At 64.7% G+C, this 13,886-nt stretch carries 15 protein-coding genes; 2 read left to right on the top strand and 13 right to left on the bottom strand.

The window, feature by feature from the left end:
• Positions 1-2 precede the first annotated feature (2 nt).
• From argH to CZ674_RS00405, 7 genes are all read right to left on the bottom strand, one after another.
• The gene (gene argH / locus CZ674_RS00435; protein ID WP_086989995.1) at positions 3-1,433 is read right to left on the bottom strand and encodes an argininosuccinate lyase; all 1,431 of its coding nucleotides are present in this window, start codon (positions 1,431-1,433) and stop codon (positions 3-5) included.
• A 209-nt stretch (positions 1,434-1,642) separates the two neighbouring features.
• Complete coding sequence (locus CZ674_RS00430) at positions 1,643-2,791, bottom strand: helix-turn-helix domain-containing protein (RefSeq protein ID WP_086989992.1); 1,149 nt, start codon at positions 2,789-2,791, stop codon at positions 1,643-1,645.
• Positions 2,792-3,006: 215 nt separating this feature from the next.
• Positions 3,007-3,888 carry a GNAT family N-acetyltransferase gene (locus tag CZ674_RS00425; RefSeq protein WP_086990249.1) on the bottom strand — a complete coding sequence of 294 codons (882 nt, stop codon included), beginning with the start codon at positions 3,886-3,888 and terminating at the stop codon, positions 3,007-3,009.
• Between the two features lie 13 nt (positions 3,889-3,901).
• Positions 3,902-5,194: a dihydrolipoamide acetyltransferase family protein gene (locus CZ674_RS00420; protein ID WP_086990246.1), complete on the bottom strand. Its 1,293-nt coding sequence runs from the start codon at positions 5,192-5,194 to the stop codon at positions 3,902-3,904.
• 4 nt (positions 5,195-5,198) lie between these two features.
• Positions 5,199-6,176, bottom strand: coding sequence for an alpha-ketoacid dehydrogenase subunit beta (locus CZ674_RS00415; RefSeq protein ID WP_086989988.1), 978 nt, complete (start codon positions 6,174-6,176; stop codon positions 5,199-5,201).
• Positions 6,173-7,276, bottom strand: a complete 1,104-nt coding sequence (locus CZ674_RS00410; protein WP_086989985.1) for a thiamine pyrophosphate-dependent enzyme — start codon at positions 7,274-7,276, stop codon at positions 6,173-6,175. Before CZ674_RS00410 ends, CZ674_RS00415 begins: the two co-directional genes overlap by 4 nt.
• A complete protein-coding gene (locus CZ674_RS00405; RefSeq protein WP_086989982.1) occupies positions 7,273-8,331 on the bottom strand; it encodes a histidinol-phosphate transaminase in 1,059 nt (352 codons plus the stop codon). The genes CZ674_RS00410 and CZ674_RS00405 overlap by 4 nt, the downstream gene beginning before the upstream one ends.
• A gap of 60 nt (positions 8,332-8,391) precedes the next feature.
• Here CZ674_RS00405 and CZ674_RS00400 point away from each other — a divergent pair, with 60 nt between their 5' ends.
• A complete protein-coding gene (locus CZ674_RS00400; RefSeq protein ID WP_086989979.1) occupies positions 8,392-8,796 on the top strand; it encodes a phage holin family protein in 405 nt (134 codons plus the stop codon).
• Here CZ674_RS00400 and CZ674_RS00395 read toward each other — a convergent pair whose 3' ends face one another.
• The 6 genes from CZ674_RS00395 to CZ674_RS00370 all read right to left on the bottom strand — a co-directional run bounded on the left by CZ674_RS00395 (position 8,797) and on the right by CZ674_RS00370 (position 13,432).
• Positions 8,797-9,576 carry a hypothetical protein gene (locus CZ674_RS00395; RefSeq protein ID WP_086989976.1) on the bottom strand — a complete coding sequence of 260 codons (780 nt, stop codon included), beginning with the start codon at positions 9,574-9,576 and terminating at the stop codon, positions 8,797-8,799.
• 49 nt (positions 9,577-9,625) lie between these two features.
• Positions 9,626-9,943, bottom strand: coding sequence for a hypothetical protein (locus CZ674_RS00390; protein WP_086989972.1), 318 nt, complete (start codon positions 9,941-9,943; stop codon positions 9,626-9,628).
• Positions 9,944-10,010: 67 nt separating this feature from the next.
• Positions 10,011-10,589, bottom strand: coding sequence for a hypothetical protein (locus tag CZ674_RS00385; protein ID WP_086989969.1), 579 nt, complete (start codon positions 10,587-10,589; stop codon positions 10,011-10,013).
• Positions 10,590-10,591: 2 nt separating this feature from the next.
• Positions 10,592-11,314: a WXG100-like domain-containing protein gene (locus tag CZ674_RS00380; RefSeq protein WP_086989967.1), complete on the bottom strand. Its 723-nt coding sequence runs from the start codon at positions 11,312-11,314 to the stop codon at positions 10,592-10,594.
• A gap of 193 nt (positions 11,315-11,507) precedes the next feature.
• Positions 11,508-12,887, bottom strand: coding sequence for an adenylosuccinate lyase (gene purB / locus CZ674_RS00375; protein WP_086989964.1), 1,380 nt, complete (start codon positions 12,885-12,887; stop codon positions 11,508-11,510).
• Positions 12,884-13,432, bottom strand: coding sequence for a low molecular weight protein-tyrosine-phosphatase (locus CZ674_RS00370; RefSeq protein ID WP_200810017.1), 549 nt, complete (start codon positions 13,430-13,432; stop codon positions 12,884-12,886). The genes purB and CZ674_RS00370 overlap by 4 nt, the downstream gene beginning before the upstream one ends.
• Positions 13,433-13,514: 82 nt before the next feature.
• Between CZ674_RS00370 and CZ674_RS00365 the strand changes: the two genes are divergently transcribed.
• Positions 13,515-13,847, top strand: coding sequence for a hypothetical protein (locus CZ674_RS00365; RefSeq protein ID WP_086989961.1), 333 nt, complete (start codon positions 13,515-13,517; stop codon positions 13,845-13,847).
• Positions 13,848-13,886 lie beyond the last annotated feature (39 nt).

Below are 13,886 nucleotides of genomic sequence, written 5' to 3'. Positions count from 1 at the left end.
CGCTACCGCCCTCCTTCGTGTCCGGCGGCATCCGCTGCCACGGCTTCGCGTGCTGTCACGATCTGCTCGCGGACGCGATCCGGGTGTGTTGATCCGCGTGCTGACCGGTGCCCGATCGAGCCCTCGACGGTCAGGCCCTTGATGTACTCGAGGTCGAGTCGCTCGTCGATCTCGCCGAGCAGGTCGGCTTCGATCTCTGGGATGTCGATGCCGCGCTCCTCGCATGCCTTGACCAGTGCGCCGACGATCTCGTGGGCCTCCCTGAAGGGAACGCCTGCAAGGCTGAGGCGGTCGGCGACATCGGTCGCGAGCGTGTAGCCCCAGGTCGCCTGGCGGCGCATCACATCGGCCTGCACGTGCATCGACTGCACTGAGCCGGTCAGGGCAGGAAGCACGAGGTGCACGAGGTCGACCGCGTGCAGCACCGCGTACTTGTCTTCGAAGAGATCGCGGTTGTATGCGAACGGAAGACCCTTCTGAATCGAGATCGCGCCGGTGAGGATGCCGAGCATGGTGCCGGCCTTGCCCCTCGAGAGCTCTGCGATGTCGGGGTTCTTCTTCTGCGGCATGATCGAGCTGCCCGTCGACCACGAGTCGTCGAGCCTGATCCAGCCGAACTGCTGCGACGACCACAGGATCTGCTCTTCGGCGAAGCGCGAGATGTGCGTCATGAGCTGCGTCAGGATGAAGACGAACTCCGAGACGTGGTCGCGCGCTGAGACTGCGTCGATCGAGTTGTCGAAGCTGCGGTCGTAGCCGAGGTCAACTGCCATAGCGTCAGTGTCGCGAGTGACACCCGAGCCCGCCAGCGCAGCCGCGCCGAGCGGCGAGACAGCGTGCCGCGCATCCCACGTGGCAAGTCGGTCGAGGTCGCGCAGCAGCGGAAACACGTGCGCCATGAGCTGGTGGCCGAAGGTGATGGGCTGCGCGGCCTGCAGGTGCGTGAACCCGGGGCACACAGTCTCAGCGTGCGCTTCTGCCTGCTCGATGAAGGCATTGGCCAGGTCGCGGACCTCGGCACGGATGATTCCGGCCTCACGGCGCATGAACAGCCGGAGGTCGTTCGCGGTCTGGTCGTTGCGTGAGCGACCGGCGCGCAGCTTGCCGCCGACGTCGCCAGCTCGTCTGATGAGCTCCTGCTCGATGAATCCGTGCACGTCTTCAGCCGCCGGGTCGCGAAGCAGCGAGCCGTTCTGCCAGTCGGCGCGGATGCCCTCAAGATGCTCGAGGATCACATTCGATTCGCCGGCGGTCAGGAGGCCGACGCGCTCGAGCTCACGGCAGTGCGCGATGCACCCCTGGATGTCGTCGCCCAGCAGGCGGAAGTAGTAGTCAGGGGACTTCGAGAGTGCTCGGAGTGCGGGGGCGGGCTCACCCGCGAAACGTGCGCCCCAGAGGGCACCACCGCGAGTCTCGCTGTCAGATTCAGTCATGCTGCAACCTCATCGGTTCGTTGCACGGGGACCGTGCTGGGCTTCTTTGCCCTGCGGATGGAGATCCGAGGGGAAACGAACATGTTCGCTTCGTTGCCCAACTACAACAGGGCGGCAGTTGGGTCACCAAGCCGATCGCCCCATTTGGTGGCGATGTCACTCGCGAATGACTGCAGCGAGTGCAAGTGCACACGCTGCGATATGACCGGTTACGACGACAGTGAGATGTAGATCCACGCGGCGTCGCGCGGCACCGTGGGGTCGTATCCGGTGACGTCGAAGAACGTCTTGAGGCGCTTGATGACCGTGTTGCGGTGGCAGTACAGCCGCTCTGACGTGACCTTCACAGACCCCGTGCGCATGTACTCGCGCGTGCATTCCAGGATGAGCGATCGGTCGGACTCGGGCAGCTCTTGCAGCGTGTTTCGGATGTGCGCCGAATGCCGCGGGAACACCCTCGCCATGTGCTTTCGCGCAGCCGTTGCCCACACGTCGCGCTCGGTCGCGAAGATGATCGGCTTGCTCGGAACATGCTGTGCGATCTCGAGTGCGACCTGCACGGCATGCGGAATGCCGGCGACTCCCGAGACATCGCCCACATAGCCGCCGCGTCCGCCGGCCTCTCGGCGCCACTTTCCGGGCACTGCCTGCTCGCGGAACAGCACGACCGCGTGCATGCTCTGAAAGATGAACACGCGCTCGTCAGTGCCGTACCGCTTCATGAGCGATGGGATCGCGTCGCCGACGGCCGCGATCACCTCGTAGTTCGCGTGGGTGCGCAGGCCGAGCCTGCTCGAGATGAAGTCGATGTCGTTCTCTGTCAGGGGGTCGTCGCTGAACAGGCGGGCGACGATCCTCGACCGGTACTCGTCGGAGTGAACATCAAGACTGATCGCGGCATCCTGATACGCGTCTCGCAGGGCGTCGATGTGGGCCTCGACAGTGTCGAGCACGAGCGTCGCGTGGTCGGCAGCCAACGTGACTCCCGCCTCGTCGGCAATAGCCTGCAGCCTGTGCAGCAGGATGCGGAAGTCGAGTCGCATGGCCCGCAGGAGCGACGGGAGCGGCACGCCCTGCTGAGCCCGTCGCGTTGCGAGGCGCTCCAGATGACCAAGGGATTGGGGTGGTTCAGGGGCACCGAGCAGCCTGGCGATGTGCAGCTCGAGGGTCTCGGTGGCCGTTGTCCGCAGATCGCTCGAAGCGATTCGGTACTGCACGTACCAGTCCTTGTCGCTGATCTCGTCGACGAACTCGTCAGCCAGCATCGGGATCTCGCCCTGCAGCTGCTGCAGAATCTCGCTCCAGCCACGAGCGGCATCGGAGCCTGCATCGGGTCGAATCGGCGAGAAACTGGTCATGCGTCACCACACTATCGGTGGACATCCAATAGTTTTGGAATCCAAGCAATAGTGACGGACTGTCACTGTCGCCCGTGTCTCTTCGCTCAGGCGAAACGTCTGCTTGTCGCCCCTGATCCATTGCCCGAGGGAACTTCCTTCAGCCGGCGAGAGTGGCCCCCGCACGTCACAATTGCGTCGACCTTCACGGTAAACGAGCCACAGTCCACTCTGTGTCAGACGGTGCGCCGGATCGCCTCATCGGGCACGAGCTCGAACAGCCGAAACCAGCGTCCCGTCGGCGAGAGCCTCGCGAGCACCGGCATGAAATGCGGATCTGAAACGTGTCCGTCGAAGTCGATCTCGTCGACGCCCCTGGCTGCAAGCCGACTGAGCGCCTCGTGCACGCACGCGGCCACTGCCGCTTCGCCCAGCTGCTGCTCTCGGCTCGTCGTCTCGGTCACGATCAGCGGGCGCTCGTCTTCGGCATAGACCATGGCACTGGCCGCAATCTGCCCCGCCTCATCAAGAGCGAACACAGTCGCTTCGATATTCAGGTCTTCCCACAGCCCGTCGTTCACGGCGCTGGCGAAACCTGGCCCGACCGGGCTCCAGTGCTCGTGAGTCCATTCGTAGGTCTCGGCATTCGCGGTCTCGACGTCTTGAACTGACAAGGCGGATGCCGAGACCAGCGATCCTCGCCAGTGCTGACCCAGCGCCGAAAGGCTGTGACGCCGCGACACGCTCACCGTGAACGGCGGCACGACCTGCACGGTCCGGGCGCCCAGAGCATCCGCGAAGGCAAGCCCGACATCGCCCTCGAACCCACGATTCTTGAGTGGCAGATTCTCGTGTCTGAGGCTCGCGAGATGATGCACCATCGTCGTGCCCAAGCCCTCGCGCCTGCGGTCAGGCACCACCGCAACATCCAGCCAGTATGCGTTGCCGTGCATGCGAGAAGTCCACATCATGCCGACTGCGACAACACGATCTCCTGCGTCGACGGCTACGGCTGACCGCGTGTGGGCATCCCGCCACCTGTCCACGCGCAGGCCGAGATCGTCAGACCAGCCCGCCGCCATCGCGATGTCGGCTTCGGCCAGGGGTCGGAATCGCACAGTGCCCCCGCAGTCAGTCGAGCAGCAGCGCAGGCTCTTCGAGAATCGACGCGACATCGGCCACGAAGCGGCTCACGATGTCGCCGTCGATCGCTCGGTGGTCGAACGAGCCGCCCACAGTCGTGACGAAGCGCGGACGCACCTCGCCGTCGACGACCCAGGGCTTCTGCTTGATCGTGCCGAGCGCCATGATCGCCGTCTCGCCAGGGTTCAGAATCGGCGTGCCGGTGTCCATGCCGAATACGCCGATGTTCGTGATCGTGATCGTGCCGCCCTGCATGTCTGCCGGCTGCGTCTTGCCGTCGCGGGCAGTCGTCGTGAGGTTCTGCAGCGCCTTCGCGAGCTCGAGCAGCGACATGTCCTGCGCGTCTTTCACGTTCGGCACGAGCAGTCCACGAGGCGTGGCTGCCGCGATGCCGAGGTTGACGTAGTGGTGCACGACGAGCTCGTCGCCCGTGAACGTCGAGTTGACATGCGGGTTGCGTCGAACAGCCCACAGAATCGCTTTGGCCATGATCAGCAGCGGCGACACCTTGACGTCTGCGAAGTCGACCGATTTCTTGAGGCGCGCCACGAACTCCATCGTTCGCGTCGCATCGACATCGACGAACACCGACACGTGCGGCGCGGTGAACGCCGAGTCGACCATGCCCTTGGCGATCGCCTTGCGCACACCTTTGACGGGAATCCGCTCATCGCGCTCCCCCGACCACTCGGGCGCCTCGAGGTTCTTGAACACGCTGGCCTGCTTGGCAGCACCGACGACGTCTTCGCGGGTCACCTCACCGGCGACACCGGTGCCCTCCACCTGCGCGAGGTCGACATCCAGGTCTTTCGCGAGCTTGCGGATGGGCGGCTTCGCGATGACTGGCGACGCACCGACCGCAGGCATCGACTTCGGAACCTCGGGTCGCTTCGCCTCGGGCGGATTCTGCACCGTGCGCGGCTTGCGTCGCCTGGTCGAGGGCGCGTCGCGCACGCCGTAGCCGACGAGCACCGCACCGCCGCCCTCGCCCTCGTCTGAAATGGTCTGCAGGGTATCGCTCTGCGCATCCGTCATCTCGTCGTCGCCGCCGATTCGAATGACCGGTGACCCGACAGCCACGGTGTCGCCGACCTCAGCCAGCAGCTCGTCGACGACGCCGGCAAACGGACTCGGCAACTCGACAAGAGACTTCTCGGTCTCGATCTCGAGGATCACGTCGTTGACCGCAACCGTGTCGCCCTTGGCAACACGCCACGTGACGATCTCGGCCTCTGTGAGGCCTTCGCCGGGATCCGGCAGCAAGAACTCTGGCATGGTGATCCTCCTAGTAAGCCAAGACCCGATCGACCGCGTCAAGCACGCGATCGGCATCGGGCAGATAGATCGACTCGAGCTGTGACGGCGGGAACGGTGCGTCAAACGCGCTCACCCGCAGCACGGGAGCCTCAAGCGAGTAGAAGCAGCGCTCCATCAGTGTTGCGGCTACCTCTGACCCGATCGACGCGTGGCCCGGCGCCTCCTGCGCCACGACGCAGCGGCCGGTCTTGCGGAGGCTGTCGACAACGGGCTGATAGTCGACGGGCGCCACCGATCGCAGGTCGATGACTTCGCACGAAATGCCCTCACCCTCGGCGATCGCGGCGGCCTGCAGCAGCACGTGCACCATCGCTGAATGGCCGACGAGCGTGACCTGTTCGCCCGGCTTCGCAACGACCGAAGCGTGCAGCGGATGCGCGGGCGCAGTCGTGTCGACCGCACCCTTCGTCCAGTACTTGGCCTTGGGCTCCATGAAGATGATCGGGTCGTCTGACTCGATCGCCTGCCGCATCATCCAGTAGGCGTCGTTGGCGGTCGAGGGTGCGACGACGCGCAGCCCTGCCGTGTGGGCGAAGTAGCCCTCAGGCGACTCCTGATGGTGCTCGATCGCGCCGATGTGCCCGCCGTGCGGGATTCGGATGACGACCGGGAACGGCTGCGTGCCGCGGTGCCGGTTGGTGAGCTTGGCAAGCTGCGACACGATCTGGTCGAAGCCCGGGTAGACGAAGCCGTCGAACTGGATCTCGCACACCGGCCGGTATCCGCGCATCGCGAGGCCGATCGCGGTGCCGATGATGCCCGACTCGGCAAGGGGCGTGTCGAGCACGCGGCGGTCGCCGAAGTCTGCCTTGAGGCCGTCGGTGACACGGAAGACGCCGCCGAGGTCGCCGATGTCCTCGCCCATCAGCACGACCTTGTCGTCGGCCGTCATGGCGTCGCGCATCGCCAGGTTCAGGGCGCGAGCGATCGGAAGCTGCTCAGTCATGCGTCACCCCCGAAGCTTGCCTCGAAGCGCGCAAGCGCGAGCTTCTGCTCTTCGAGCGACTCGTTGCCCTCGCTGAACACGAAGTCGAAGATCTCGTCGCTCGACGGCGAGCCCGCGGTCATCGTGTAACCGCGCACTGCGGCCGCGGCATCCCGAGCCTCTTCGTCGACACTGGCGATCTGCGCATCCGTGGCACCGCGCGAACGCAGGTGTGCGCGCATCCGCTCGATCGGGTCACGCTGCCTCCACGCCTCTTCTTCGTCGCGGGTGCGGTAGCGAGTGGGGTCGTCGCTCGTGGTGTGCGCGCCCATGCGATAGGTGTCGAGCTCGAGGTACTGCGGGCGGTTCTTGGTGCGAGCCTCGTCGAGCATCTGGCGAGCGACGGCATACGAGGCGAGCACATCGTTGCCGTCGACCTCTGCCGCATCGAGTCCGAAGCCGGATGCGCGGGTCGCCAGCGAGGTGCGCGACTGTGTCGAAGACGGCACAGAGATGGCCCACTTGTTGTTCTGCACCATGAACAGCGTCGGCGTCTCGTAGGTGTTCGCGAAGACGAGGCCCTCGCTCGCGTCGCCCTGGCTCGATGCGCCGTCGCCGTAGCAGATGACGACTGCCTCGTCACGGTCGACGTCGCCGCTGCCGCTTTCCTCATCGAACCGGATGCCCATCGCGTAGCCGGTGCCGTGCAGGGCGTGCGTGCCGATCACCAGCGAGTAGAGGCGGCAGTTCTGGGTCTCTGCGGGATTCCAGCCGCCGTGCGTCGAACCGCGGAAGATGTCGATGATCTGCTCGAACCGAACGCCGCGCATCCGCGCCATGAGGTGCTCGCGATAGCTCGGAAACAGGGTGTCCTGCGGGCGCATGGCGAAGCCGACGCCGGCCTGGCCGCCCTCCTGGCCGAGCGAGGGAGCCCAGAGGCCGAGCTTGCCCTGCCGCTGCAGGTTGCCGGCCTCGGTGTCGAGCGCTCGAGTCACGACCATCTCGCGCAGCATGCCGAGCCTGGTCTCGTCGTCGAGGGCGTCGGCGACAGCCCAGTGGCGTTCGTTCTCGTCGCTGCGCACCTCAGTGCCGTCGGCAGCCAGCAGTTGCGTTCGCGTCATGAGAGTCGGCTGATCTCCTCTGCTGCGTCGATGACGCGCTGCTTCGACTTGGGGTCGCCGATCGAGATGCGCACGCCCTCCGGGAACGCGCGGGCGACGATGCCGTGGCGCGCAAGCACTTCCTGCACGCGTTCGGGGTCGACACCGGATGCGGCGATCCAGATGAAGTTGCCGTGCGGCTTGGGCAGCTGCACACCGCGTGAAGTGAGCTCTTCGAAGATGTCAGCTGCCTGGTCGGCGATCGACTCGACGCGTGCGAACACCTCGCCAGCCGACTCGAGTGCCGCGAGCGCCGCGCGCTGGGCGATGTTGTCGACGGCGAACGGTGCGACCGTGTTGAAGGCCGCGTTCAGGATGCGCGGGTCGCCCATCGAGTAGCCGACACGGAGGCCTGCGAGGCCGTATGCCTTCGAGAAGGTGCGCAGCACGACCACATTCTGGTGCTCGGCCTGGGCTGCGATGCCGTCGACCGTGGGCTCCTGCACGAACTCGATGTACGCCTCGTCGAGCAGCACGAGCACGTGGTCGGGCACGCGCGCGACGAAGTCGTCGAACTGCTGCTGCGTGATGATGTTGCTCGTGGGGTTGTTGGGCGAGCAGACGATGACGACCTTGGTGTTCTCGGTGATCGCGTCGATCATCGCGTCGAGGTCGTGAGCGCTGTCGGGCAGCAGCGGCACCTGCACCGAGGTCGCACCGGCGAGCTGGGTCAGCAGCGGGTAGGCCTCGAACGAGCGCCACGCGTAGACGACTTCGTCGCCGGGGCCGGCCACCGCACTGATCAGCTGCTGCAGGCCCATGACCGAGCCGTGCGTGATCACGATGCGCTCATGGTCGACTTGGTAGAGCCTGCTGAGCGCCTCGCGAAGAGGACGCGCATCCGGAATGGGATACAGGTTCATGGATGCCGCGGCCGCCGTGATCTCGTCGATCACTGCCTGCAGGGGCGGGAAGGGGTTCTCGTTGCTCGAGAGCTTGAAGGCGTCTGCGGGTGCCGGCTTGCCTGGACGATAAGCCGGAAGCCGGTCGATTGACTCGCGAATTCGTACTGCCACGGGTCAAGGCTATGCCCTTTCACGCCGCGAAAGAAGCATATGCAGTGTCACAATGGCTGTATGCGCTTCACGCTCAGAGTCGTCTTCACTGCCATTGCCACGTGGCTAGTCAGCATGCTCCTGCCCGGTCTCAGCATCGTGAACTTCGGCGGAGAGCAGTGGCAGCTCGCCCTGACCTACCTTGCTGTGGCATTCGCATTCGGCATCATCAACGCCACCCTCGGCAACCTGATTCGCATCGTGGCGTTCCCGATCTATCTGCTCACGCTCGGCATCGTGTCGTTCTTCGTGAACGGCCTGCTGCTCATGATCGTGCACTGGATCTCAGAGGGCCTCGGCTGGGGCCTGCGCATCGACAGCTACCTCTGGGGCATCCTCGGGGCGTTCCTCATCGCGATTCTGACGGGTCTGATCACGCTGATCACGCGCCCCATCTTCGGCAAGCGCCGCCAGCGCAAGCGCTGATCAGAAGCCTGGCCCACTCAGCATTGCTGTGACCATCTTCAGCTGACCCTCGGAGCTGTACTCGAAGTGCAGGAAGCGGTCGTCGACGGCGAACACGTCGAACGCACCGCCTGAGCGCGCCGGCTCACCGAAGTGCTCGGCGACATCTGCGCGCCCAGCAGTCGAAAGCCGCAGGCCGCTGATCAGCTGGTCTGGCGCCGGATAGGCGTCGACACGCTCTGTCGGCTGGATGAACACGAAGACGGCAACCGCCTGCGGCTCGTCGCCCTCGTAATTCACCGAGACGCCGCCTTCGGGAAAGGTGATGAAGAGGTCGCCTTCGGGCATCGTGTCCTGCGTGAATGTCGGCCCCGCGAGGCGCTGCACGGCGAAGCCGGCCTCAGAGTAAATGCCCTCGCCGAGAGCGGCCAGGAACACGCCAATGTCGTCCGACGCTTCTGCTGCTGCGGGTTCGGTGTCGTCAGCATCCGCAAGCGGCCAGCGGCTGCGCAGGTCGTCGATGTCGCCTCGCACGAAGTCTTCGGCAACTCCGAGGGCGTCGTCTCGCTCAACGGCCACCGTTGCGAACTGCTCAGCGTCTTCGGTGACGTTCTCGAAATCGGCCCATCCGGCGCCGAATGTCACCGCCCATCCGTGTTCGTCCTCGATGCTGACCGTGGCGAAGTCTTCGTCGGGACCCACATCGGCGACCGCATCAAGGAGCGGGCCGAATGCCGAGAGTTCTGGGCTGTCTGCGCTCTGCACGCCGTATCGATCGGTGAACCAGTAGTTGCGACTCATCGCTTTCCCCTCGCTGTCGAACGCCCCGCCAACCAGTTCCGGTTCGTGGTTACGCCGCCGTGGCGCGATCGACCATCATGTGCGCGAACGCTATCGGGTCAGCGGGCTCGTCGTGCTGGGCATACTCCACCTGATACTGCTGCCAGGCTGCTGCCAGCGTCTCTTTGGAGTCAGCAGGCATGCCCATGGAGCGCTCAACGACTTCCTGCCAGGTGCCCTGCTCGATGTCAAGTGCGTCTGCCAGCATGGGAGCCTGTTCACTGAGCGACTCAGCCGTCTTGCCGTCGAGAACACCGATCGCGTCGAGGACATACGAGTCCATCAGTCGCAGCATCGGGTTTCCGTCATAGCGGTCTTCGTGACTCATGCATTGCCCCCCAGGTGTTCATCGGCTCGTGCGGCTGTTTGCTCGGTGAAAGCCTAACGCCCTCGGCTCACTTCTTGCCCCAGAAGAAGAAGCCGCCCTTGTTGCCCGGATGGAAGATGTTCCACCACCGCGAGCCCGGCGTGTGCTGGTTCTTGAGCACGAGTTCCATCACGCCATTGCGACCGCCTACAACGCCCGGGTGCGCGTGGTTCCAGATGAACTCGTTGGGATCGGGGTTTTTGCGGCCACCAGTTCGGTCGACCCGTGTTTCGATATCAGGGTCGATGGAGCTCAGCCGTTCACGCAGCTCCTTGTTGTTCTTCATCGCGTTCTCGAGAGCCTCGTTGGATCTGTTGAAGTGAACGCTTCGGCTGCGGGGCCAGTCAGTCTTCTTGAGCGTGAACTCAAAGTGCACGTCGTACTCGTTCGGGCCGTTGGGGTTGTTCTTCTGACCGGGAGCACGACCGCGCTTCTTGAGGTTCGGGTCGGTGTTGTCGAGCTTCTTCGTGCCCGATGCGGATCGCCGAGCGTGACTGGCCAGATCGTCTGTCTTGCCCTTGATCGCGGGACCGGCATCGCCGATGTTCTTGAGCAGCGGACGCGCTGCACGCTGCGCGATCTCCTTCATTTCTCTGCCGATGCTCATGGTTACACCCCTGTGAAAATCTCGAGTGAGCTCATCTTGGTCGTGAAGTCGTCCGAGACGCGTTCAAAGTCGGTACCGGCCGAATCCATGTCGCTCGCGATCTGCTCGAGAGCCTCGACGTCAGCCTGGTACGAAGTCGGGTCACCGGCCACGTTCTGCGTGACGGGTGAGTCGAGGATTCGACCGATGAGGGTCGACATGCCATTTGCGATCTGGTCCTCGAAGATGTCCATGACCTGCAGCAGGATCTGCTCGATGATCACGTTGACCGCGAAAGTCATCGCCTTCTTGCGGGCTGCGATCAGCGCGACGTTTGCTGCAGCGCCGAGACCGAAGGTCACGAACGAGCTGGCGACGGCCGCAGCGATCTGAGCTGCCGTGATGACGAGCTCGGCGATCACCTTCAGCTTGAGCGCCTCGACCGTCGAAGCGATCAGCTCCATGCCGACCGCGGCAGGATCCAGCAGCTCGACCAGCTTGTTGAGGTTGCTCGTGCGATTCTCGGTCCAGGCCTCTTGCACTGCAGAGGAAGCCTTCGACTCGAACGCAGTTGCGATGTCGCTTGTGACTGAGCCTTCGACCTTGTTGAGCATCGAAGTCAGGTCTTCGTCGAACTGCCGCACGTAGTCGGCAGCAAGGCGAAGTTCGTCCTCATCGATCTCGGGCCAGTCGAAGCCAAGCATGTTGAGCACCCACGACAGCTCGCCGGGCAAATTGATCGCCATAGTCTTTCCTCCAATGTAAGACAGTAGGCGAGCAACCTTGAGAGCGCACCGAGTAGAAGTCCCCGTGTGCGTTGTGTCTGAGCTAGGCAATAGCCTGCGACGCGGCTGAGCGGGTCAGAACAGTGATCTTCCTGCGCGAGATGATCGAGGCGACTGGCCTCTAGTCAGCCTTGCGCATACAGCGTTGAGCGCCTCAGGGCATGCGGTCGACGAGGCCGCCGGCGATGCCCGTGTACGTGTGGGGCGTCAGGTCGCGCAGGCGAGCCTTCGCGTCGTCTGAGATCTCGAGACCGTCGACGAACGAGACGAGATCGGATGCGCCGATGCGGTGTCCGCGCGTGAGTTCCTTCAGCAGGGCGTAGGGGTCGCTGATCGATGAGCGGCCTGCCAGCACCTCGGCGCGGATGACGGTCTGAATCGCCTCGGCCAGCACCTCCCAGTTGCCGTCGAGATCCGCCGCCAGCGCATCCGCATTGATGCTGAACTCGCGAAGGCCCTTCGCAAGATTGTCGAGCGCCAGCATCGAGTGACCGAAGCCCACGCCGATGTTGCGCTGCGCCGACGAGTCGGTGAGGTCGCGCTGCAGGCGGCTCGTGACGAGCGTCTCGGCCAGCGAGTCGAGCACTGCGCTTGCGAGCTCGAGGTTCGCCTCGGCGTTCTCGAAGCGGATCGGGTTGATCTTGTGCGGCATCGTCGACGAGCCCGTCGCGCCCTCGACGGGAATCTGCGTGAAGTACCCCATCGAGATGTACGTCCAGATGTCGGTTGCCAGGTTGTGCAGAATGCGGCCGGCGTGCGACATGCCCTGGTAGAGCTCTGCCTGCCAGTCGTGCGACTCGATCTGCGTCGTGAGCGGGTTCCAGGTGAGGCCGAGCCCAGCGACGAACTCGGTCGCGAGCGCGGGCCAGTCGACTCCCGGATGCGCGATCTCGTGCGCAGAGAACGTTGCGGTGGCGCCGGCGAACTTGCCGAGCGGCTGCACCGATGCGATGCGGTCGCGCTGACGCGAGAGGCGCCACGCGAAGACGGCGAACTCCTTGCCGAGCGTGGTCGGCGTTGCGGGCTGGCCGTGCGTGTGCGAGAGCATCGGCTGGTCGCGGTGCTCGGTCGCGAGCGCGCGCAGCTGCTCGATGACGCCGTCGAAGCGCGGCAGCCACTCGTCGCGGACTGCCGCGTCGATCGTCAGGGCATAGGAGAGGTTGTTGACATCCTCGCTCGTGCAGGCGATGTGCACTGCCTCTGCGTGCGACGACAGGCCCATCCGCTGCAGCTGCTCGCGCACGAGGTACTCGACGGCCTTCACGTCGTGGCGGGTGACGCGCTCTTTCTCGGCGAGCCAGTCGATCTCGTCCTGCCCGAATGCCGCGGCCCAGTCGCGCAGCGTCTGAGCATCGGCGTCTTCGATCGCCGGGGTGCCGAAGAGCGAGTTGGATGCGCAGAACAGCAGCCATTCGACCTCGACGTGCACGCGGGCACGGTTCAGACCCGCCTCTGAGAGGTGATTGCCGATCGCGCCGACCTGCGATGCGTATCGACCGTCGAGGGGCGAGATCGGCTGGGCGGGAAACGTCATGCTTGCTCCTGTGTGTTGCTGCCGTTGGCCGGCGTGGGCGCGCGAAGCGCGGGCTTGATCTGCTTGAAGAGTCTGCGGCTGGCTGATTCGATCTGGTGCAGCACGTCGACGAAGAACTCTTCGTCAGAGTAGTAGGGATCGGGCACGTCGAGCGTCTCGGCGTCATGCTCGAACGACATCAGCAGCTTGATCTTCGACTTCTGCTCGGGCGTGGCCATCGTGAGCAGCACGCGCTCCTGCCCGCGGTCGAGCGCGATGACCAGGTCGAACAGGTCGAACCAGTCGCGCTGGAATCGCTTGGCTCTGTGACCCTCGGCGTTCAGGCCGATGCCCGCGAGCGCACGCAGGGTTCGCGGGTCGGCAGGCTCGCCCACGTGGTAGTCGCCGATGCCGCCGCTGGCCACGATCAGGCGGTCGCTGACACCCTTCTTCTCGGCGCGGGCGCGGAGCACCGCTTCTGCCATCGGAGAGCGGCAGATGTTGCCGGTGCAGACGAACGCGATGCGAAAGGCATCGGACTCGGCCAACTGACGCTCAAGTGTCACTCCCCCATTCTGTCAGGTTCCCAGTGACTCGTCACCGGGTCTTTGGCACAATGGGTGACGCAGACATCCTTTGGAGGATCACGTGAACGAGCCGAATCTCGACATGGACCAGCTCATCGAGCTGAGCGGCAAGATCGGGGCCATCCTCGCGACACCCGACGACCTGAGCCCTGCAGAGCAGCAGGAGCGCCTTCGAGCACTCAACCTGCCCTCGCAGGCCGACCTCGAAGAGCTGCAGGTCGCGTACGAGCAGAAGTGGCAGGATGCCCAGGCCGATCTCGAGTCTCGCCTGAGCGCACTTCGCTCGCGCACCGACGCGATCGTCAAAGACATCGAAGACGACGACGAAGAGGACGAGGGCTCCGACGGCGAAGACACCGCTCCTCCCTCGTCGCCCGCCTACGGCACCGACTAGTCGCAGGTCGCTCCCCACAGGAGCAGGTCTCCACAACTG

Origin of the sequence: Agrococcus casei LMG 22410, assembly GCF_900163565.1 — a bacterium.
In the GTDB taxonomy this organism is placed as follows: domain Bacteria; phylum Actinomycetota; class Actinomycetes; order Actinomycetales; family Microbacteriaceae; genus Agrococcus; species Agrococcus casei.
Note: the sequence above shows the minus strand (reverse complement) of the source record. Positions and strands in the feature narration are given on the sequence as shown.